The sequence below is a fragment of the Streptomyces mirabilis genome (assembly GCF_039503195.1).
GTDB lineage: Bacteria > Actinomycetota > Actinomycetes > Streptomycetales > Streptomycetaceae > Streptomyces > Streptomyces mirabilis_D.
In genome coordinates, this window is record NZ_JBCJKP010000001.1 from 10,948,207 (window position 1) to 10,967,747 (window position 19,541).

General features: G+C 68.1%; 15 protein-coding genes and 2 pseudogenes. 8 read left to right on the forward strand and 9 right to left on the reverse strand.

Going from position 1 to position 19,541, the window contains the following annotated elements; translation table 11 throughout:
* Positions 1–15: 15 nt before the first annotated feature.
* A pseudogene (locus AAFF41_RS52110) lies at positions 16–317 on the reverse strand (IS701 family transposase); the annotation flags it as partial.
* 186 nt (positions 318–503) lie between these two features.
* Between AAFF41_RS52110 and AAFF41_RS50320 the strand changes: the two are divergent.
* Positions 504–1,625 (forward strand): FAD-dependent oxidoreductase, encoded by a 1,122-nt coding sequence (locus tag AAFF41_RS50320; protein ID WP_343326214.1) that lies wholly within the window; start codon positions 504–506, stop codon positions 1,623–1,625.
* Positions 1,626–1,768: 143 nt separating this feature from the next.
* Positions 1,769–3,060 (forward strand): annotated as a pseudogene (locus tag AAFF41_RS50325) (IS701 family transposase).
* Positions 3,061–3,153: 93 nt separating this feature from the next.
* Here AAFF41_RS50325 and AAFF41_RS50330 read toward each other — a convergent pair.
* Positions 3,154–3,309 (reverse strand): winged helix-turn-helix transcriptional regulator, encoded by a 156-nt coding sequence (locus AAFF41_RS50330; RefSeq protein WP_425526222.1) that lies wholly within the window; start codon positions 3,307–3,309, stop codon positions 3,154–3,156.
* Between the two features lie 4 nt (positions 3,310–3,313).
* On the reverse strand, positions 3,314–4,153 hold the full coding sequence (locus AAFF41_RS50335; protein ID WP_319754506.1) for a TrmB family transcriptional regulator: 840 nt from the start codon (positions 4,151–4,153) through the stop codon (positions 3,314–3,316).
* 334 nt (positions 4,154–4,487) lie between these two features.
* On the opposite strand from AAFF41_RS50335, the gene AAFF41_RS50340 reads away from it, so the two are divergent.
* Together AAFF41_RS50340 and AAFF41_RS50345 are read left to right on the forward strand one after the other, a co-directional pair.
* On the forward strand, positions 4,488–6,419 hold the full coding sequence (locus tag AAFF41_RS50340; protein WP_343326215.1) for an Ig domain-containing protein: 1,932 nt from the start codon (positions 4,488–4,490) through the stop codon (positions 6,417–6,419).
* A 109-nt stretch (positions 6,420–6,528) separates the two neighbouring features.
* Complete coding sequence (locus AAFF41_RS50345; RefSeq protein ID WP_319754504.1) at positions 6,529–6,969, forward strand: hypothetical protein; 441 nt, start codon at positions 6,529–6,531, stop codon at positions 6,967–6,969.
* Here AAFF41_RS50345 and AAFF41_RS52115 read toward each other — a convergent pair.
* Positions 6,881–7,417, reverse strand: coding sequence for a transposase (locus AAFF41_RS52115; protein ID WP_351521838.1), 537 nt, complete (start codon positions 7,415–7,417; stop codon positions 6,881–6,883). The two genes, AAFF41_RS50345 and AAFF41_RS52115, sit on opposite strands and share 89 nt — an antisense overlap.
* 398 nt (positions 7,418–7,815) lie before the next feature.
* A complete protein-coding gene (locus AAFF41_RS50350) occupies positions 7,816–8,850 on the reverse strand; it encodes a sigma-70 family RNA polymerase sigma factor (protein WP_319754503.1) in 1,035 nt (344 codons plus the stop codon).
* Between the two features lie 242 nt (positions 8,851–9,092).
* On the opposite strand from AAFF41_RS50350, the gene AAFF41_RS50355 reads away from it, so the two are divergent.
* The gene (locus tag AAFF41_RS50355) at positions 9,093–10,532 is read left to right on the forward strand and encodes an MFS transporter (RefSeq protein ID WP_343326216.1); all 1,440 of its coding nucleotides are present in this window, start codon (positions 9,093–9,095) and stop codon (positions 10,530–10,532) included.
* 933 nt (positions 10,533–11,465) lie between these two features.
* Positions 11,466–13,865: an Orn/Lys/Arg family decarboxylase gene (locus AAFF41_RS50360; RefSeq protein ID WP_343326217.1), complete on the forward strand. Its 2,400-nt coding sequence runs from the start codon at positions 11,466–11,468 to the stop codon at positions 13,863–13,865.
* Between the two features lie 293 nt (positions 13,866–14,158).
* Here AAFF41_RS50360 and AAFF41_RS50365 read toward each other — a convergent pair whose 3' ends face one another.
* Together AAFF41_RS50365 and AAFF41_RS50370 are read right to left on the reverse strand one after the other, a co-directional pair.
* On the reverse strand, positions 14,159–14,419 hold the full coding sequence (locus AAFF41_RS50365; RefSeq protein ID WP_343326218.1) for a hypothetical protein: 261 nt from the start codon (positions 14,417–14,419) through the stop codon (positions 14,159–14,161).
* Between the two features lie 655 nt (positions 14,420–15,074).
* Positions 15,075–15,371, reverse strand: coding sequence for a transposase (locus tag AAFF41_RS50370; protein ID WP_343326219.1), 297 nt, complete (start codon positions 15,369–15,371; stop codon positions 15,075–15,077).
* A 545-nt stretch (positions 15,372–15,916) separates the two neighbouring features.
* Between AAFF41_RS50370 and AAFF41_RS50375 the strand changes: the two genes are divergently transcribed.
* Positions 15,917–17,122: an epoxide hydrolase family protein gene (locus AAFF41_RS50375; protein ID WP_343326220.1), complete on the forward strand. Its 1,206-nt coding sequence runs from the start codon at positions 15,917–15,919 to the stop codon at positions 17,120–17,122.
* A 236-nt stretch (positions 17,123–17,358) separates the two neighbouring features.
* On the forward strand, positions 17,359–18,639 hold the full coding sequence (locus AAFF41_RS50380; RefSeq protein ID WP_343326221.1) for an ATP-binding protein: 1,281 nt from the start codon (positions 17,359–17,361) through the stop codon (positions 18,637–18,639).
* A 36-nt stretch (positions 18,640–18,675) separates the two neighbouring features.
* On the opposite strand, the gene AAFF41_RS50385 is transcribed toward AAFF41_RS50380, so the two are convergent.
* Both AAFF41_RS50385 and AAFF41_RS50390 read right to left on the reverse strand, forming a co-directional pair.
* Positions 18,676–18,996, reverse strand: coding sequence for a hypothetical protein (locus tag AAFF41_RS50385; RefSeq protein ID WP_343326222.1), 321 nt, complete (start codon positions 18,994–18,996; stop codon positions 18,676–18,678).
* A 107-nt stretch (positions 18,997–19,103) separates the two neighbouring features.
* Positions 19,104–19,331, reverse strand: coding sequence for a hypothetical protein (locus AAFF41_RS50390; RefSeq protein WP_319754494.1), 228 nt, complete (start codon positions 19,329–19,331; stop codon positions 19,104–19,106).
* Between the last annotated feature and the right edge of the window lie 210 nt (positions 19,332–19,541).

Consider the following 19,541-nt stretch of genomic DNA (forward strand, 5'->3'; position numbering starts at 1 on the left):
GTCTGGGTTCGTGATCTACCCGGCGGATTCGTCGGGGGTTCGTCGTCGGTAGTGGCTGCGTCGGGCTGTTGCCTGGTGGCGTCTGCGCCAGATGGACCAGTGCAGCAGTCTGGCCGTCGAACGGCAGGCGGGTTGCAGATGGCACCGAAGAGACGGCGGATCTCCGGCACGGTCCCTGTGATTGGATCGAGGCTGTGGTCGAAGTGATGTGGACCGGCTGGCCGCTGTGGTGCCGCGTCGGCGGCGACGGCGGTCAGGAAAGCCAGGGCAAGCATGGCGAGCGTGATGTGCCGGTGCCAGGAGGCCCAGTGCCTCACCTGATGCCGAGTTATAGTCACAAGGTCGCGAAAAACGATGTTCCGCGGGCCCACCCGCCGGACATCGCTCGTACATCGATGCAGATGGTTCTGATCGGTGAGCGTCTCCTTGCCGAGATCGGACGTCCCGTCCGCTTTTGGCGCTGACCATCGCCGGCGCGTGTCGGCGCGACAGAGGAGCGCAGCATGCAGAAGACCATCGTCATTGTCGGAGCGGGACTGGGCGGGTTGACGCTCGCCCGGGTGCTTCAGGCTCACGGTGTCGCCGCGACGATTTACGAGGGTGAGGCTTCGGCGACGACCCGTGCGCAGGGCGGCCTGCTCGACATTCACGTAGAGACCGGCCAGGTCGCGCTTCGCGCAGCCGGTCTGTACGACGAGTTCCTCACTCTGGTCCGTCCGGGCGAGGACGCCAAGCGTGTGGTCGACCGCCACGGCACGATTCTGTTCGACATGCCTGCGGACCCCGGTTCGGCCCGTCCAGAGGTGGATCGTGGCGAACTCAGGCGCCTGCTCATCGACTCGCTGGCGCCCGGGACGATCAGGTGGGGTCACAAGCTCGCCTCGGTCCGGCACCGTGTGGAGGGTGGCTACGACCTCACCTTCGCGGAAGGTTCCGCCACGCGCGCGGACATCGTCATCGGCGCGGACGGTGCCTGGTCGAAGGTGCGTCCGTTGCTCACCCCCGCCAAGCCTCTCTACAGCGGAACCTGCTTTATCGAGATCGCTCTCGCCCCGGGCGGCCAGGACTGTCGGGCGAGCGTGGCCGCGATCGGCGGCGGCACGCTGATGGCGGTCGCGCCGGGCAAAGGCATCATCGCCCATCGCTACGCCGACGGGCATGTGCGCGGATACGTGGCGCTGAACAAGCCCGAGGGGTGGATGAGGTCGATCGACTTCGGCGACCCGTCCGCGGGCCTGCGTCAACTTGCCGACGAGTTCGATGGCTGGTCGCCGCTGCTTACCGCCTTCGTGACCCAGAGCGACGCGGAACCGTGGCTCCGACCCATCTATGCCCTGCCCGTGGGCCTCACATGGGACAGGGTGCCCGGCGTGACGCTCGTCGGCGACGCCGCGCATCTGATGTCGCCCTTCGCCGGCGAGGGTGCGAACCTTGCCATGTACGACGGCGCTGACCTAGCGAGCAAGCTGGTTGAGCAACCTGACATCGAGGTCGCGCTCACCGCCTACGAAGAGCGGCTGTTCCTGCGTAGTAGCGACGTCGCCGGCCGCTCGGCGAAGAACCTGGAGATCTTCTTCGGCCGGGAAGCACCGCAGAGCGTAGCCACTCTGTTCGATCACTCCTGATACTTCAGTCCGGGTTCGCGATCTTGTCGCGGACCCGGTGGGGAACGGGTACGGCCACCGCGTGACCATCGGGGGTTGTGTGGACTCCTGAAGATCGTGCGGTGGCCGCACGGCATAACGTAGATCCTGCCCGTTGGCGGGCGATGTTCGACCAGGTCATGGACCGGATCGCGGGCCAGTTCGGGCGAGTTGAACCCCGGGCCACGGCCCGCGCCTACCTGCTCGGACTACTGTCGAGCGTCTAGCGGAAGAACTGCTGGCAACTGGCCGAACAGGCCGCCCATGCCCTGCCCGGGCCGATGCAGCGCCTGCTGCGCTACGCCCGCTGGGACGCCGATGCCGTCCGCGACGACCTGCGTGCCTACGCCGTCGAACACCTCGGCGCCGACGGCGGCGTTCTCGTGGTTGACGAGACCGGCTTCCTGAAGAAGGGCCGGTCCTCGGCGGGAGTGCAGAGGCAGTACACCGGCACCGCGGGACGCATCGAGAACGCCCAGGTCGGCGTGTTCCTCGCCCTGGCCACCGAGCGGGGACGGGCCCTGATCGACCGTCGGCTCTACCTGCCCGAGCACTCCTGGTCCGATGATCCCGAACGCCGCACCGCGGCCGGGATACCCGAGACGGTGCAGTTCGCCACCAAGCCCCGTCCCGCCTCGGAGATGATCGCCGCTGCGCTGGACGCCGGCATCACCGCCTCCTGGGTGACCGGCGACGAAGCCTGCGGCCAGGACCCCCAGCTCCGCGCCGCCCTGGAAACACGCGGCACCGGCTACGTGATGGCCGTTGCCTGCTCGATGCGGGTGAGGATCAACCACGGCCGCACGCCCATCCGCGCGGACACCGTCGCCGGCCGCCTGCCCGCCACGGCCTGGCAGCGCCACAGCGCCGGAAACGGTGCGAAAGGCCCGCGGTACTACGACTGGGCCTGGATCCACATCGGCACCGACAGCCACCGGCACCTGCTCATCCGCCGCAACCGGTCCACCGGCGAACTCGCCTTCTACCTGTGCTGGTCACCCACCGAAGTGCCCCTGTCCGAACTGGTCCGCGTCGCCGGTGTCCGCTGGAGCGTCGAGGAGTGCTTCCAGGCAGCCAAGGGCCAGGTCGGTCTCGACCATTACCAGGTCCGCAACTGGACCTCCTGGCACCGGCACATCACCCTCGCCATACTTGCCCTGGCCTTCCTGGCCGCCCCCGAACGGCCCGATGACGCATACCACCCCGTCCGCAGCCGCGATCCGATCACGCTGACCGTCCCGGAGATCCGACACCTACTCGTCGCCGTCTTCGACCCACCAGCCGTGACCGTGGCCAGACTGCTGCACTGGTCCAACTGGCGTCGGTGCCACCAGGCAACAGCCCGACGCAGCCACTACCGACGACGAGCCGCCGACGAACCCACTGGATAGATCACGAAACCGCACTGGAGTACTAGGCGGCGGCATCGGTCGGGCTGCGGATTCCGCGGTCCCGGCCCGGGCGTTCAGCAGCTCGTCCGCATGTGTGCCGACCCAGTGGATGAGGGCGGTCAGCGGACCGGCAGATCCGTGCCCGGCTCGGTCAGTTCGTAGGTGACCTGGGGCGGAGCGGTGGGCGCCACGGTCCGCTCCACAAGGCCGAAGCCCACCAGCGCCTTGAGGAACTGCGACAGCATCTTGGACGCCCTGTCTGCGTTCCCGGACACACCGTCAGCATTCGGATTGGCTCGTCTGGACTCCGCGCGCAGTGCTCGTCGGATCGGCGCGGTCCCAGACGCTCTGGAAAGCCAGTTGCAAGCAGTTGGCGAGCGCCGGGTGTTCGATGTAGAGCGCGGTGGTGGCGCCGGTGCCGGCAACCGGGTCCGGCATGTCACAGAGCACGAGCGAAGCGTCGGCAATGATCAGCTTGAGCGGCAGCTCGGCGATGAACCGCGCCTCCTCCCCGGCTTCGCTGAAACAGCGTACGTGCTCCCGTACTTCGGCGTCGTTGAGCGCGTCATGGGCGTAGATGGCCCGGGCCCGGCCACCTGCTCTGCGCAGTCGGCGCACCGCCGCGATCCCCTCGGTGTTGGCGACCGGGGCAAGGAAGGGCCGTTGGGAGAAGCTCAGCAGTTCGCGTGCGGCCTGTTCCTGGATGTCGGCGAATCGTTCGGCGATGGCCTTGGGATCGCGCAGCACCTCGATGTAGTCGAGCGGGTCGGTCTTGGTGCGCCCGTCGGACCAGACGGGCAGCAGGGCAGTGACCAGGGCCGAAGACACTTGCTCGAGCCGTTCGAGGGATGCGCGTTGCAGCGCCATGAGCCGGGCGGTGGCGAGCTCGGGTGCGACCGCGGAGAACGTGGCCACCCGGCCCGGGCGGACGGTGGCGAGCCGACGCCGCACCAGGGCGTCCAATACGTCGTAGACGCGCTGACGGGGCACATCCGCCTCACGCGCCACCTCGGCGGCGGTGTACGACTCGCGCCTGACCAGCGCGAGGTAGACCCGCGCCTCGTAGCGTGCCAGGCCCAGTGCTGTGAGGTCACTGACCGATCCGTCGTCCACGTCCATGGCATCACACGCTATAGCCGATCCGCTCCGTCCTCCTGATCGGGGGACGGACGACATCAACTCTGTCTGGATTTATCGCGGTTGGGACTCTGTCGTATTGCTTACCGAGGCAAAGGCTTTGCCATTGACTGATAGTCAGTCGAGGTGGGCACTCAGTAGCATCGCGGGAGCCACCACTTACCGGGGTGGCAGCTCACACCGAAGAATGTGCGCTACTTGAAGCCCCCCGGCAGCAGTTGACCCGTGTCCTGTCGAAGCATGGCTGGTTTGTCATGGTCTTGACATATAGGGACTTCCTGCCGTAGGGCACCAACTCCCCATGGAAGGCAGTCCCTTGCGATCACAGAACACGGACCACACGAGACCCAACCCGCTCCGGCGGTTCACCCGCCGCGGGGCCGCCGCGCTGACGTCGGCCGCAGCCCTGATAGCCGGCGGCATGCTGGCCGTCGCACCCCAGGCGGTGGCCGCGCCGGCCGCGTCACAAGCGTCGAGCGGCTCCGTCGCCAACCCCTACAGCCCCGCGTACCAGCACCCGTACCGGCACGGCGCACTGCCGACCCTCCAGCAGCATGCCAAGATGAAGGCATGGGCGGCCTCCCAGAAGTCCGCGAGCGTCGCGACCGGGTCGGAGACGCTGTCCTACGGCGGCGGCGTCGACGGTATCGGTGTCCAGAGCGGCCACTCGAAGGTCTACCTGGTCTTCTACGGCACCCAGTGGGGTACGCAGAGCACCAACGGCAGCGGGGACCTGACCTTCTCCGGCGACTCGGCGGGCGCCGCGCCCGTCGCCCAGGAGATGTTCAAGGACATAGGCACCGGTAACGAGCGCTGGTCGGCCGACCTGACCCAGTGGTGCGACGGTCCGAACGTGACGACCGGCGCGACCAGTTGCCCGGCGAACGCCAACTTCGTCCCCTACCAGAGCGGCGGCGTGCTGGCCGGCACCTGGTACGACAACTCGGGGGCGTCACCCAGTGCCGCCACCGGGCACCAGCTCGGCGCCGAGGCCGTGAAGGCGGCCAGTCACTTCGGCAACACCACGGCCGCGTCGAACCGCGACGCGTACTACGTGATCCTGTCGCCCCACGGCACCAACCCGGACAACTACCAGGGGCAGTACTGCGCGTGGCACGACTGGAACGGTGACACCACGCTGACCGGCGGTGCGGTCTCCTCCACCGTCGGCGACGTCGCCTTCAGCAACCAGCCGTACAACATGGACTCGGGCTCGGGCTGCGGTGTCGGGTTCGTCAACTCCCCTGGCACCCTCGACGGCTGGACCATGACGCTCGGCCACGAGTGGCACGAGATGATGTCGGACCAGAACCCGGCCGGCGGCTGGACCAACCACACCGGCAGCTCGTTCGACGGCCAGGAGAACTCCGACGAGTGCGCCTGGATCGCTCCGGGCCAGACGGGCGGAGCGGCCAACATCACGATGGGCACCGGTACCTTCGCGGAGCAGGCCAGCTGGTCCAACGACACCAACGCGTGCGCCATTTCGCACGCGATCGTCGGCGGCACCACGGGCAACACGGTCACCGTGAACAACCCCGGCAACCAGAGCGGCACCGTGGGCACGGCCGTGTCCCTGCAGATGACGGGCTCCGACTCCGACACGAGCCAGACCCTCACCTACACGGCGACCGGACTGCCGGCGGGGCTCAGCATCTCCGCCAGCGGCAAGATCACCGGCACGCCGACCACGGCCGGCACCTCCTCCGTCACGGTCACCGCCAAGGACAGCACGAACGCCTCCGGCAGCACCTCGTTCACCTGGACCGTCAGCACCACCGGCGGCGGCTGCTCCAGCCCGGGCCAGAAGCTCGGCAACCCCGGCTTCGAGACCGGCACCGCCGCGCCCTGGACGGCCAGCACCGGCGTGATCGACAACGCCGCCGGTGAGCCCGCCCACTCAGGCAGCTGGAAGGCCTGGATGGACGGTTACGGCAGCGCCCACACCGACACCCTCTCCCAGTCGGTGACCATCCCGTCCGGATGCAGCGCCACCTTCTCCTTCTACCTGCACATCGACACCGCCGAGACCACCACGACCACCGCCTACGACACGCTGACCGTCCAGGTCGGCTCCACCACCGTGGCCACCTACTCCAACCTGAACGCGGCGAGTGGCTATGCACTCAAGTCCTTCAACCTGTCCAGCTACGCCGGTCAGACGGTGACCCTGAAGTTCACCGGTACCGAGGACTCCAGCCTCCAGACCAGCTTCGTGGTCGACGACACCGCCCTCAACGCCTCCTGACCCCACCAGGACTCCCTGGGCACAGCACGACAGGTTCCGCCCCGGCAGGGAACCACTGCCGGGGCGGAACCGTCTCATCGGCACAAACTGCCTGGAAAGGTCCCCGTTCATGGCGCTCCCGCGCACCCACTCTGCACTCCGCTTCGCCGCATGCCTGGCTCTCGCCGCCACCTCGGCCTGCGGCGCCGACGCCGCGCGGCCTGTCGCTCCGACCACGCCAACGCCCCCACACCTCCGGCTGGACGAGCGCGCGAACCACACCACCGTCTCCGCCACGGTGGGCACCTCGGTGGTGATCACACTGCACAGCACATACTGGTCCGACCTCACCAGCAGAACACCGGATGTCCTGGCCGCCGCCGACACCTCGCGGGTCACGCCAGCCCACACCTGTGCCCCAGGCGCCGGCTGCGGCACTGTCGAACTCGCCCTGCACGCCGTCCGGCCCGGCTCAGCAGACATCACAGCCCACCGCACCAGTTGCGGCGAGGCTCGGCGCTGCGTCGGCGATGAGGGCCGATACAGCGTGACCGTGAAGATCCGTGGTTGACTTCTCCCCCTCCTGAAGGAGGGGGATCCTCCCGGCCTCCGGGCCCCTCGCCTACGGGGTCGTTTCGCCCCTTTGCTGTGGCCCCTTTTTCCTCCGCCACGGCCTTCTCCAGGTCTTCGAGGAGCTCCGGGTCGACCACCACGCCCGCCGCATGGTGATGTGCGCGGGCGACGGTCGAGTCCACACTCACCAGGCTGAGGTCGACGTCATCGCGGGCCGCCGCCTCGGCGATCACCGCCTCCATGAGGGCCTGGAAGACCCCGTCACGCGCCCATACCCGAAACCCGTCGTAGACCGTCGACCACGAGCCGTAGCGCTCCGGCACATCCCGCCAGGGGCTACCGGTACGGGACCTCCACATCACCGCACTGAAGTAGTGGCGCAGATCAGGGATCGGTCCGAAACGACCCCCAACGGCGGGCGGGCTCGACCAACTCCCACGCGCCATCGCTCAGATCACCACGAGTCACGGGACCGGTTTACCGCAGCAGGCACCCTCTAGATGCGGGAATGACCGATCCCGTGATCGCAACTCAGAAGAGGCCCTAATGGGCAGTAGTTTGGGGGGCGCTGAAGCCTATTGATCACCCGAGCGGCCAGCTCCATGCGTGGACCGGCTCAGCAGCCCCAACGGCTGGGCGGAGATCCGCCGGTTGCATCGTGCCGAGGAGATGTCGATCCGGGCCACCGCACGGGAGCCAGACGCGGGCTGCGTGCGCGTCACGGCCCCGGGCAGGGCGAGGACAGAGACTGTACGCCGAACGTCGTCCATCGCCTTTTCCTCAGCCCGGCCGTCGTCCGTATCCAACCCCGGGCGGTCGCAGGCCAGTTCGAGAAGCAATCCGACTAGGCGCCGGTGGCGCGTAGCGAGCGGGGCAGGCCGAAGCGGGGGAGCAGGCCGTTGTCGACGAAGCGGGTCAGCGCCGAGACCCGGTGGCCGGACAGGGTGAGGACGAGCAGACCGTGGGCGTGCGCGATCGGCGTCCTCGGATCGACGAGGTAGAGGCCGTACGCGGGCTGGCCGTTGGCGTGCGTGGGCACCAGCCGGAAGCGGCGGCCGTCGCGCAGCGCGACCGTCCTCAGGAAGTGGCCGATGGCCTCCGGTCCCTGGTACTCGTACGGCAGCGGCGGCATCGTCAGCCACGCGTCGTCGGTGAGCAGGGCGAGGATCGCGTTGACGTCGGCGCGTTCGAAGGCGAGGGAGAAGTCGTCAACGAGCTTGCGCTCGCGGGGTGAGTACGGCAGCTCCGTCTCGGCGTGGGCGTGCGCGGGCAGCCGGGTCGCGAGCGTGGCGCGGGCCCGTTTCAGCGCGCTGGTGACCGAGTCGACGCTGGTGTCGAGCATTCCGGCGACCTCGGCCGCGCGGAAACCGAGCACGTCCCGCAGGACCAGCACCGCCCGCTGCCGGGGCGGCAGGTGCTGCAGCGCGACAAGGAACGCCAAGGAGACCGCCTCCTTGGTCTCGTAATGGGCCTCCGGTCCGGGTGCGGCGTCCGGCAGCCCGGCGAGCAGCACGTCCGGATAGGGCTCCAGCCAGCTGGGGTCGCCGCGGCGGGTGGGTTCGGGCAACGGAACCTCCAAGCGGTACGCCCAGCCCTCGCCGGGCCGGCGGCTGCCGTCCCGCAGCGCGTTCAGGCAGCGGTTGGTCGCGATCCGGTACAGCCAGGAGCGCAGTGACGACCGCTCCTCGAACCCGTCGAGCCCGCGCCAGGCCGCGAGCAGGGTCTCCTGCAGCAGGTCCTCGGCGTCCTGCACCGAGCCGAGGATGCGGTAGCAGTGCACCTGCAGCTCGCGCCGGTAGGGCTCGGTGAGCTCACGGAACGCCTGCCCGTCGCCCGCCCGCGCCCGCTCCAGCGTGAGCGTCGACATGGGCATCGGCATCGGCGTCTCCTCGCTCGGCATTACGTCGCCTCCCAGGCTCTGGTTCGTCGACGGTTTGGACCATTCGAGTCCGTCGACAGTGATGACACCCACGGCGGCCGAAACTGGTCGCCGCATCCCGACCGTCCGCGGAATCCACAGCCGATCGCAGAATCCGCGGCCGTTCGCCGCCCAGTTTCCGGGCCACCCCGTGTCTTCACCACCGACAGCACGACCGCAGACACACGGCGACGGGAGCACCAGTGAACAGCAACGAGAAGTCCGTCACGGCGGCGCAGCGGTGGACGCTCGCGCTGGCGTCGGTGGGTTCGTTCATGGTCGTCCTCGACCTGCTGGTGGTGGCCACGGCGCTGACCGCGATCCAGCGCGACCTGCATGCGTCGATCGAGGACCTGGAGTGGACGATCAACGCCTACACCCTCAGTTTCGCGGCCCTGTTGATGACCGCGTCGTCGCTCGGCGACCGCTTCGGTCGCAGGCGGCTGTTCGTCGCCGGGCTCACCCTGTTCGCCGTGGCGTCGGCCGCATGCGCGCTGGCCCCCAGTACCGGCACCCTGATCGCGGCACGCGCCGTCCAGGGCATCGGTGCGGCGACCGTCATGCCGCTCGCCCTCGCCCTGCTGAACGCCGCGTTCCCGCCCGAGCGGCGCGGCTGGGCGCTCGGTATCTACGGCAGCGTCACCGGCCTCGCTGTGCTGCTCGGCCCGGTCCTGGGCGGCGTGATCACCGAGGGACTGGCCTGGCAGTGGATCTTCTGGCTGAACGTACCGGTCGGCCTGGCCGCGATCCCCTTCGTGCTCGCCCGGATCAAGGAGGGCTTCGGCCAGGGCACGGCGGTGGACTTCCCGGGCCTGCTGCTCTTCACCCTGGCCGCGTTCGGGCTCGTCTGGGGCCTGGTCCGGGCGGATGCGGCGGGCTGGGGCAGCGCGGAGGTGACTGGCGCGCTGGCCGGGGGAGCGGTCCTGGTCGTTGTCTTCCTGGTGTGGCAGTCCCGGGCCCGTACGCCGATGCTGCCGCTGCGGCTGTTCCGCTCCCGGGCGTTCTCGGCGGGCAACGCAGTGATGTTCCTGCTCAGCGGCTCGATGTCCGCCTCGGTGTTCTTCATCGCCCAGTATCAGCAAGTCACCCTGGGTCAGGGCCCGTTGGGCGCCGGCCTGCGGCTGCTCCCATGGGGCACCTTCGTGGTCCTGCTCGCCTCACGCACCGGAGCACTCGCCGACCGCTGGGGCGAACGCTCTCTCGTCGTCGCCGGCCTCGCCCTGCAGACCATCGGCACGGCCTGGATCGCGCTGATCGCGGCCCCGCACCTCTCGTACACGACCCAGGTCATCCCGCTGAGCCTCGCGGGCATCGGCTTCGCCCTGGCGATACCCGCCGTCACCAAAGCGGTGGTCAGCACCAGCACACCCACCGACATCGGCAAGGCCTCAGGCGCCTACAGCACGATGCGCCAGCTCGGCGGAGCCTTCGGCGTCGCGATCACCGCCGCGGTCTTCGCCGCCACCGGTGGCTACACCTCCGCTGCGGCCTTCAGCGACGGCTTCGGAGCAGCAATGACGGTGGCCGCCGGCCTCGGCGTCGCCGCAACGCTGGCGAGCACCTTGCTGCCGCCCCCGCGGCGACCGGCTCTGCGCGCCCCGACGGGAGCACCGGCCGAGGCAGACCGGGTGGACATCTCGTAACGGGCGGCCAGCAGGGGCGCAGTTCAACAGATACCGAAGGGCTCGGCCGGGGATCCGGCCGAGCCCCTTCAAACTGCCCGAGGACCTGCGCGGGTGAACCGCCCGCCGGTTCTGGCGAACTGGGAGCAGGTCCTGGGGCAGGCATTCTTGGTCTCCCGGTAATGGGGTGTCCTGCGGACTGTTGTGCAGCCGCCGGTACGGAGACCGTGCTGCTGGCCGGGGAGCAGCGCCTGCTGCATGCAGCACGTCCCCGGGCGGTCGTGCGCGTGGATGGTGTTGGCCGGTGAGGATTCGGTTGACGTCGAGGTTGCTCAGTGAAGAACTGCGAGGTGGTCGGCGGCGCCACCATGCCACTCGATCATGAGAAGGGTGGCGTCGTCGCTGGTGTTCCCGCCCCGTTCCCTCCGGTCAGTTTCGGGCGCCTGTTGAGGGCGGTCTGGGATCGTGATGGTGAGGGGTTGGGGCTGGAGCCGTCCATGGCGGCTTCCGCCAACTGACGACACCGCGCTCGGCCTGGATATCTGCGACACCCACCACGACAGCCTGATCACCCTCGACGAGTCACCCTCCTGAGCCAGTCCGTCACCGGCGGAAGGCCCCAGGACATCGCCGACGCCTTCGCCGAGCTGGACCGACGGCAACGGCCCCCTCGACCCCGAGGGAATCCGCCCCGACGTCATCGAGCTCTTCACCAGCGACGCCCCCGACGCCCGCGGCAATTGGCTGTACGGGCCGCTGTAAGCCACCCGCCATGGCACGCCGCCTCGGGGCGGCACTGCCATGGCAACGCATGCACAGGAGCGTCCAGGCCTGAGGGTAAAGCCCAAGCTCACTTGTTCCGTCATGCGGGTGGTTTGCGGCTGTGAGGCTGCGGGCTCCGCCGGTCCGCTCGGAAACTGAGCCAGGGCGGTGTCGGCCGCCGGGAGGGGTCTCATGGCGGACAGCAGGGTCTTGGTCGCGGTACGGGAACGTCCGCAGGATGAGGGGGCCGGTGCCGAGCAGTTGGCGCGCATCGGTGAGGCGATCGAGAAGCGGGGATTCGACGTCCGATGGGCGGTAGGCGTCGCGGACGCCGAGGCGGTGCTGCGGACGGAGGCGGGACTGAGCGCGGCACTGGTCGCCTGGGAGCTACCGGGCCACGGGGGCGCGGATGGCGGGCCCGGGGGCGCTGCGGTGCTGCGCTCCATCGGTCGGCGGTTCCAGGACCTTCCAGTCTTCTTGGTCATGACCGACGAGGTACGGGACCTGCCGCTATGGGTGTCGGAGTCCGTCGTGGGCTATGTGTGGCCGCTGGAGGACACTCCCGGGTTCATCGCGGGCCGGATCACCACCGCCGCGCGCACCTACCAAGATGCCGTCCTGCCGCCCTTCTTCCGGGCGCTGCGCCGCTTCGACGACGCGCACGAGTACTCCTGGCACACCCCGGCCCACTCCGGCGGCGTCGCCTTGCTGAAGTCGCCCGCGGGCCGGGCCTTCCACGACTACTTCGGGGAACGGCTGTTGCGCAGCGACCTGTCGATCTCCGTCGGGGAGCTCGGCTCGCTGTTCGAACACACCGGCCCGATCGGCGAGGCGGAGCGCAACGCCGCCCGGGTCTTCGGCGCCGGCCTCACCTACTTCGTGCTGCACGGGGATTCCACCTGCAACCGCGTGGTCGGCCACTTCAGCGTCACCCGCGACGAGATCGCGCTGGTGGACCGCAACTGCCACAAGTCGGTGCTGCACGGACTGGTCGTCTCCGGCGCCCGCCCGGTCTACCTGATCCCCACCCGCAACGGCTACGGCCTGGCGGGGCCGCTGCCCCCGGCTGAGCTCGCGGCGGACTCCGTCGCGGCCCGGATCGCCTCGAACCCGCTGACCCGGGGTGCCGTTTCGCCGCACCCTCAGTACGCCGTCTTCACCAACTCCACGTACGACGGCCTGTGTTACGACGCCTTGGTGGCGGCACAGGCGTTCGCCATGAGTACGCCCCGGCTGCACTTCGACGAGGCATGGTTCGCGTACGCCCGCTTCCACCCGCTCTACGCGGGCCGGTACGGCATGTCGGTGGACGAGGACACCTTCCCCGGCTCGGACCGGCCGACGGTTTTCGCAACTCAGTCCACCCACAAACTGCTGGCCGCGCTGTCGCAGAGCGCCATGGTCCACGTCAAGGCCGCCCCAAGGGCGCCCGTCGAACACGACCGGTTCAACGAGGCGCTGATGATGCACGGCACCACCTCCCCGCTCTATCCGATGATCGCCTCGCTGGACGTGGCGACAGCGATGATGGACGGGCCGCAGGGCCGCTGGCTGATCGACGAGGCCGTGACCGAGGCGGTCCGTTTCCGCCAGGAGATGGTCCGCATCCGGCGCCGTATCGAGGAGGCCGGCGACCGACCGCCGTGGTTCTTCGGCGTGTGGCAACCCGAGACGGTTACCGACCCAAGCACCGGAACCCGACTGTCGTTCGACGAGGCCCCGGCCGACCTGCTGCGTACCGAGCCGACCTGCTGGCACCTGGAACCCGGTGCTGCCTGGCACGGTTTCCCGGGGCTGACCGACGGCTTCTGCATGCTCGACCCGATCAAAGTCACCCTGACCTGCCCGGGGATCGACGCGGTCGGCGAGACCGGAGAGTGGGGCATCCCGGCACGCGTGCTCACCGCGTACCTGGCCACCCGCCACATCGTCGTGGAAAAGACCGACAGCTATACGACGCTCGTCTTGTTCTCCATGGGCATCACCAAGGGTAAATGGGGCACCCTCCTCGATGCCCTGATGGACTTCAAGGCCCTCTACGACGAGGACGCCCCTCTTGACCGGATCCTGCCCGCACTGGTCGCCGAGCACCCCAGGCGATACGCGGGCCAAACCCTGCGCGAGCTGTGCCAGGACATGCACGACCATCTCCGCTCTGTCCGCCTCGTCGACCTGCTGGACACTGCTTTCCAGCAGCTGCCGGAACCGGTCGCTCCACCGCAGCTGTGCTATCAGCGCCTGATCCGCGGTGGCACCCATCGCGTACGGTTGGCCGAGGCGCCGGGCCAGGTGGCCGCCGCCATGATCACCGTCACGCCGCCCGGCATCCCCGTCCTCATGCCCGGCGAGAGCGTCGGCGCCCCGGCCGGCCCGCTGCTGCGCTACCTCACCGCCCTCGAATCCTTCGACCGCCGCTTTCCCGGATTCCGCAGCGAAACCCACGGCGTAACCCTCGACCCCGACAACGGCGACTACCTCATCGAATGCCTGCGACCGACAGTCAGCGAGGAAACAAACGCCGACGCACAGGAACGCCGCACCGTGACACCGTCCCAACGCAGCCATTCGAAGGAAACCCATGAGCGGTCCTGACGGGGCGGGTGTCAATTCAACGGCTGATCCTGGTTGTTGAGTGGTCAGTTGTTGCTCGGGGCCAGGCGCCCCTCGAAGCTGATCTGGAAGGCGTTGAGTGGTGCCCGGAGTGAGTCGACTGCGATGGGCGACCCCGGCGGCGAGGCGGGCCCTTTGGGGGGTGGGCCGCAGGGCCTCCGGTCGCATGACCCCACCCTTGCCGTCGACCTCGATGATCAGCAGGACATCCCGGCCGGAGGGGACGGGAATGTGCTGCTGGCAGAAGGAATCGATGTCACCGGATGCGGCGGCCACTAGCTGTTCGAGGCGACGCTTGCCCAGCACCCGTCCGAGCCGACCACCCGTGAACGCGCTTCCCGTCGTGCCGCCTCGTCTTCCTTTCGGGCCCGCAGATCCAGATGGTCCTGCAGCAGCTGCCGCAACAGCCCTCGCCCGGCCTGCTCCAGATGTTCCTCAAGCTCAGCGTGGGTCGACGACTGGGCTGACTTGCCTTGCAGGGTGCATAACAGTGATTCGAAGGCACTGACCGAGCGGGCAACCACGTCAGTACTCACGCTTGTGTCATACGGTTCCATCCCGGGGCTTCTCGGCTCGCGTCGAATTGGTTGGCACCTTCGACTCTAGGGAGAAGAGCCTCTCCCCAAGAGGAGTTGGACCCCATTTCCGCCTCGTGACGGGCCGGAACGAACAGGCTTGGATCCCCCTCGACCAGCCAACCCCTGGCGACCAGCCGCTTCATCTTCCCCCGCGTACCCTCGATCTTCCCCACCCCGGCAGGCAGCCCGACCCTCGGCACGACCTGCTTGGCCCGCACCGGACCCGGCGCATCCCGGACCACCTCCACGATGTCCCGGTAGATCCTCGGGTGCGCACTCGTGTCCATCCCCGGCCGCCAGTGGGGCACCGCCAGCACCCCCACCACCTGCCGCTCGGCTCCGGCGTACGCGGATGACTCCTGGGTCACGTCCGCCCCTGCGGCTTCCGCCTCCGTGTCCCCTCACGTATCGGAGCAGCTACCGCGCCCAGCACAGCCGTGGCGGTTACCGCCAGGCCGGCTGTGCCCTCCGAGACACCCAAGTCTCGGCTGATGTCAGGCAGCAAGCCGACGGGGAGGAATTCCTGCACCACGGCACGAGACACGGTGCGGGATGCCGTGCACGGTCCTGAAGTCGCTGATCACCCCGACCACTTGCGCCGGGGTGGCCCCAGCTACTTCACCCACAGGGCCATGCAGCGTTTGAGCACATCACGCTCCATGACCAGTTCCTCGTTGTCCCGCTTGAGCTGAGCGTTCTCCCGCCGCAGCCGCTCCAGCTCGTCGCTCTCACCGGCCGGCGTGGTCCCGGCCCGGCGGGCACGGGACACCCAGCTGGCCAGGGTGGTCTCGTTGATGCCCAGGTCCTTCGCGACCTCGGCGATCGGCTTGCCGGTCTCCGTCACGATCCGTACAGCCCCCTCACGGAACTCCGGATCGAACTTCCGTCGCTTCTCCGCCGTGACTCCCAACTTCCCCTGTAGTCACGGTCTTCACGCTACGAGGGGAGGGACAAGGCCGCCGCCCCGAACAACGGCCGGTGATGGGCTCGAGCTGCTCGGCCTCCCCAGCGCCGAGCCTGCTGTGACCGCCGGAGCCATGCCCCTGTATGGCATCCAGGATCCCAGGTACGCGGGTACATCGTTGGCGTCCGACGTCGTCACTCGTTCGAGTTGCATGTTCACAGAGCGATAGATAGCGTTACGGACAGTAATAGGCCTGTCGCGTGGCATGGGCACCTAGGTGCCATGCGACTCCATGCTCGATTCGGTTCACCGGTGGTGCAGCCTCGGTGTGCGCACGATTTATGTCCGCGCCGGCGAGTGGAAGTCTCATCGAGGCAGCGCTCCTTCTGGACTCTCCACGACTCCGGACCCAGGAATTCAGGGAGATCCGCCATGCCCGATTTTCTCCGTTCGTATTCCCGTCGGAAGTTCATCTCTACTTCGGCGGCCGTCGCGACCGTGGCGGCGACAGGGGCTTTCGGTCTGCGATCCTGGGGGAATACGGAAAGCCAGTGTCGGCAAGTGAGAGGCAAAGCATCCGCCCGTTCCGCGTGCATATTCCGGAGCATGATCTGACTGATCTGCGTCGACGCATCAAGACGACACGATGGCCCGATCGGGAAACCGTCCGGGATCAGTCCCAGGGTGTCCAGCTGGCCACGATGAAGGAACTCACCCGCTACTGGGGAACGACGTACAACTGGCGGAACATCGAGAAGACACTCAACTCTCTGCCGATGTACATAACAGAGATCGACGGACTCGACATACAGTTCATCCATGTCCGCTCCCGCCACGCGGATGCCTTGCCGATCATCTTGACCCATGGCTGGCCCGGCTCCATTCTGGAGTTCTTGAAGGTCATCGGGCCGCTCAGCAACCCCACGGCCCACGGGGGCCGCGCCGAGGACGCCTTTCACCTCGTCATACCGTCGATGCCGGGCTATGGCTTCTCGGAACGGCCGACGACCACCGGGTGGAACCCTGACCGTATCGCGCGCGCCTGGGCCGTGCTGATGGAGCGTCTGGGATACGAGCACTACGTTTCCCAAGGCGGGGACTGGGGTGCTGTGATTTCGGACAAGATGGCCGTACAGAAACCCCGCGGGTTGCTCGGAATCCACGTCAACTTCCCGGCCACCGTGCCGCCGGACATCGCGAAGAAGCTCGCCTGCGGTGACCCCGTACCCGCCGGTCTCGGCCCCGACGAGAAGGCCGCGTACAACCAGCTGGCCGCCTTCTACAAGACTGGATCCGGTTACTCGGCGATGATGGTCACTCGTCCGCAGACCGAGGGATACGGAGTGACGGACTCACCCGCCGGATTGGCCGCCTGGATGTACGACAAGTTCGCGGCCTGGACCTACAGCGGCGGCCACCCCGAGCGCGTACTCACCAAGGATGAAATGCTCAACGACATCACACTTTACTGGGTGACGAACACCGCGGTCTCCTCGTCGCGTCTTTACTGGGAGAACAACGCCAACAACTTCAACGCCGTGTCCGTGTCCATCCCGGCCGCCATCACGGTGTTCCCCGGCGAGATCTACCAGGCCCCGCGCAGCTGGGCGTCACGCGCGTACCACGACCTCTTCTACTACCACAAGGCCCGTAGCGGCGGCCATTTTGCGGCCTGGGAGGTGCCGGGCATCTTCACGGACGAACTCCGGGCCGCATTCTCGTCACTGCGCAACTCCCAGAGGAAAGCAGGAAAGTAGGCTGCCGACAGAAGTCGCCTTTCGATACAGGGAGCTGTCGATTATTTATTGAGGTCTTCCAGCGTCGCCGCTCCAGAGTGAGGACCGCTGCTGCCATCGGCACTTCCCCCATGCCGGACCGTTCGCCGCGCGCATGGGTGGCACGCACGCGGAGAATGAAGCAGGGATCCGTTGCCAGGAGCACCACGCCCTCTGCCCCGCGGAGCGGCGGTGGCCCCTTCGTGAAGGTGGTGGCGATGCCGACGTGGCGATTGCGGGACTTCCACGACGACGACCTGGACCGCGCCATCCAGATCTGGGACCAGAACCAGCAGGCGGACGAGGCACCTGCCGTTTTCCCCGTATCGGAGGTCGTGACCGCAGCCAGGGCCGGAGGACCGGCCGTGGTGGCGGTGGTCGGCGACGAACTGGTGGGCGTCGCCGTGGCGCAGGCCTTCGGCGAGCGGGGCTGGATCACCGTGGTGGCCCTGGCCGGGACGTGGCGCCACCGCGGCATCGGGAGTTCCTTGATCGCCGAGCTTGAGCGGCGCCTGCGGTCACAGGGAGTCCGACGGATCGGCGCGCTCCTCACACCGGGGGCGACGGGAACCACAGCCTTGGAGAAATCCGGCTACCGCTCCCGGGCCGGGCTCGTCTTCTACGAGAAGGTCGAGCACCTCGGCGCGAGCGACGCCGGCCTCCTCGCGGAACTCGGGGGAAGATTGTTTCCGGGGGGTCTGTGGAACAGCCTCGCCGGAATGGAACGGGAGAAAGAGGCCATCGAGCGGCGGATCGTGCTGCCGCTGGCCCAGCCCGTGCTCGCCGAGCAGTACGGAGTGAAGCCGCCGAAGGCGGTGATCCTCTTCGGGCCGCCGGGCACCGGCAAGACCAGCTTCGCCCAAGCAGTCGCCTCGCGGCTGCAGTGGCCCTTCGTGGAGCTCTTCCCCTCCCGGCTTGCATCGTCCCATGAGGGAGGACTGGCGACCTCTCTGCGGGAGGCGTTCACCGAGCTGGCCGAGCTGGAGACGGTGGTGCTCTTCATCGACGAGGTCGAGGAGATCGCCTCGGTCCGGTCCGGTACGGCTGTCGACCCCAGTCACGGAGTCACCAACGAACTGCTCAAGCTGATCCCCGTTTTCCGCGGCCACGACGACCGCCTCCTGATCTGCGCCACGAACTCCGTCCGCTCCCTCGATCCGGCGTTCCTTCGGCCCGGCCGCTTCGACTACGTCATCCCCGTCGGGCCGCCGGATCCTCAGGCCCGTTCGGCGGTCTGGCGACGCTATCTCGGGCCTGCCGCCACCCATGTCGACCTGCACCGTTTGGTGGAGGAAAGCGCAATGTTCACGCCGGCCGATATCGAGTTCGCCGCTCGCAAGGGTGCCGCGACCGCCTTCGAACGCGAAGTCGCCCAGGGGAAAGGCATCCCGATCGGCACGGAGGACTACCTGCAGGCCATCGCCCAGACCCGTCCCACACTCACCGACCAGGCACTGAAGGACTTCGCCGAGGACACCGAGAAGTACGTGCGTATGTGACATCGAGGCACGCGCCGCAGACCCGACGGGATGCTTTCAGCGTCGGTCGCCTCCGAACGGTGCGGTTTCGGCCACGGGATACTGTGTTGAGGTCGATGACCAGGCCCCTCGTTGTCCAGGTACCCGGCATCCGCCGCGGCGGCACAGCTCGTCCTCCCACTGCTGGCGGAAATCCTTCGCATCGAACGCGGCACTCTCGCCCTCCTCGCACAGACCGACCTCGACCAGATAGGAGCCCAGCTTCTCCTTCATCACCGCCCAGTCCAGGAGCTGCTTGGACCAGTCCGCGTACTCCTCCGAGCCGACCAGCGCGACGTCTCCGGTGCGCAGTTCCTCGGCGAGCGCGGTGAAGACCATCGCCTCGAAGTGCTTTGCGCACGAATGTCCACCTGCCTGCCCTCCTCGTCACAGGCAGCGATGTACTTACCGCGCCTGTCTGGTGCCGCTGGGCGCGCGCGAGCGCATCAAGCACCCTTCCCTGGACGTATCGGTGAACTCCAGCTTCTCGGCAGGTCGAACATGACCGCGAGGTACGGGCCGATCTGCCCGTGCAGCGGCACCTCCCGGAAGTTGTCGTGGTGGGCGGAGACCTTCCCAGTCTGCTCGTACTGCCCTGCGAACCCGCTGAAGCCCTCCACCGCCTTCGTGACGGCGCCGAACCCGCCGGCCTGCACCACCAGGGCCTCGGCCATCGCGAGTACCGCCGAGAGACCTTGCCGTTTAGCGGCTGGACGACCTCGTCCACCGACGCCTCATCGTCCAGGCCCTCCAGGGCGCGGCGGACCTGGGCGGTCATGGCCGCAGCCTTCTGAAGGGCCTCCTGGGAGGGGCCGTCGGCGTCGATGTTCTTCAGCGCGGTGCGGTAGTTCCCGGTCAGGGCCTCAACGATCTCCCGCTAATCG

Coding starts and splice junctions, on each gene's coding strand:
- AAFF41_RS50320 (WP_343326214.1), top strand. CDS start 504: ATGCAGAAGACCATCGTCATTGTCGGAGCGGGACTGGGCGGGTTGACG.
- AAFF41_RS50335 (WP_319754506.1), bottom strand. CDS start 4,153: ATGGACGTGGACGACGGATCGGTCAGTGACCTCACAGCACTGGGCCTG.
- AAFF41_RS50345 (WP_319754504.1), top strand. CDS start 6,529: ATGGCGCTCCCGCGCACCCACTCTGCACTCCGCTTCGCCGCATGCCTG.
- AAFF41_RS52115 (WP_351521838.1), bottom strand. CDS start 7,417: ATGGCGCGTGGGAGTTGGTCGAGCCCGCCCGCCGTTGGGGGTCGTTTC.
- AAFF41_RS50350 (WP_319754503.1), bottom strand. CDS start 8,850: ATGCCGATGCCCATGTCGACGCTCACGCTGGAGCGGGCGCGGGCGGGC.
- AAFF41_RS50360 (WP_343326217.1), top strand. CDS start 11,466: ATGGCGGACAGCAGGGTCTTGGTCGCGGTACGGGAACGTCCGCAGGAT.
- AAFF41_RS50380 (WP_343326221.1), top strand. CDS start 17,359: ATGCCGACGTGGCGATTGCGGGACTTCCACGACGACGACCTGGACCGC.
- AAFF41_RS50385 (WP_343326222.1), bottom strand. CDS start 18,996: ATGGTCTTCACCGCGCTCGCCGAGGAACTGCGCACCGGAGACGTCGCG.
- AAFF41_RS50390 (WP_319754494.1), bottom strand. CDS start 19,331: ATGGCCGAGGCCCTGGTGGTGCAGGCCGGCGGGTTCGGCGCCGTCACG.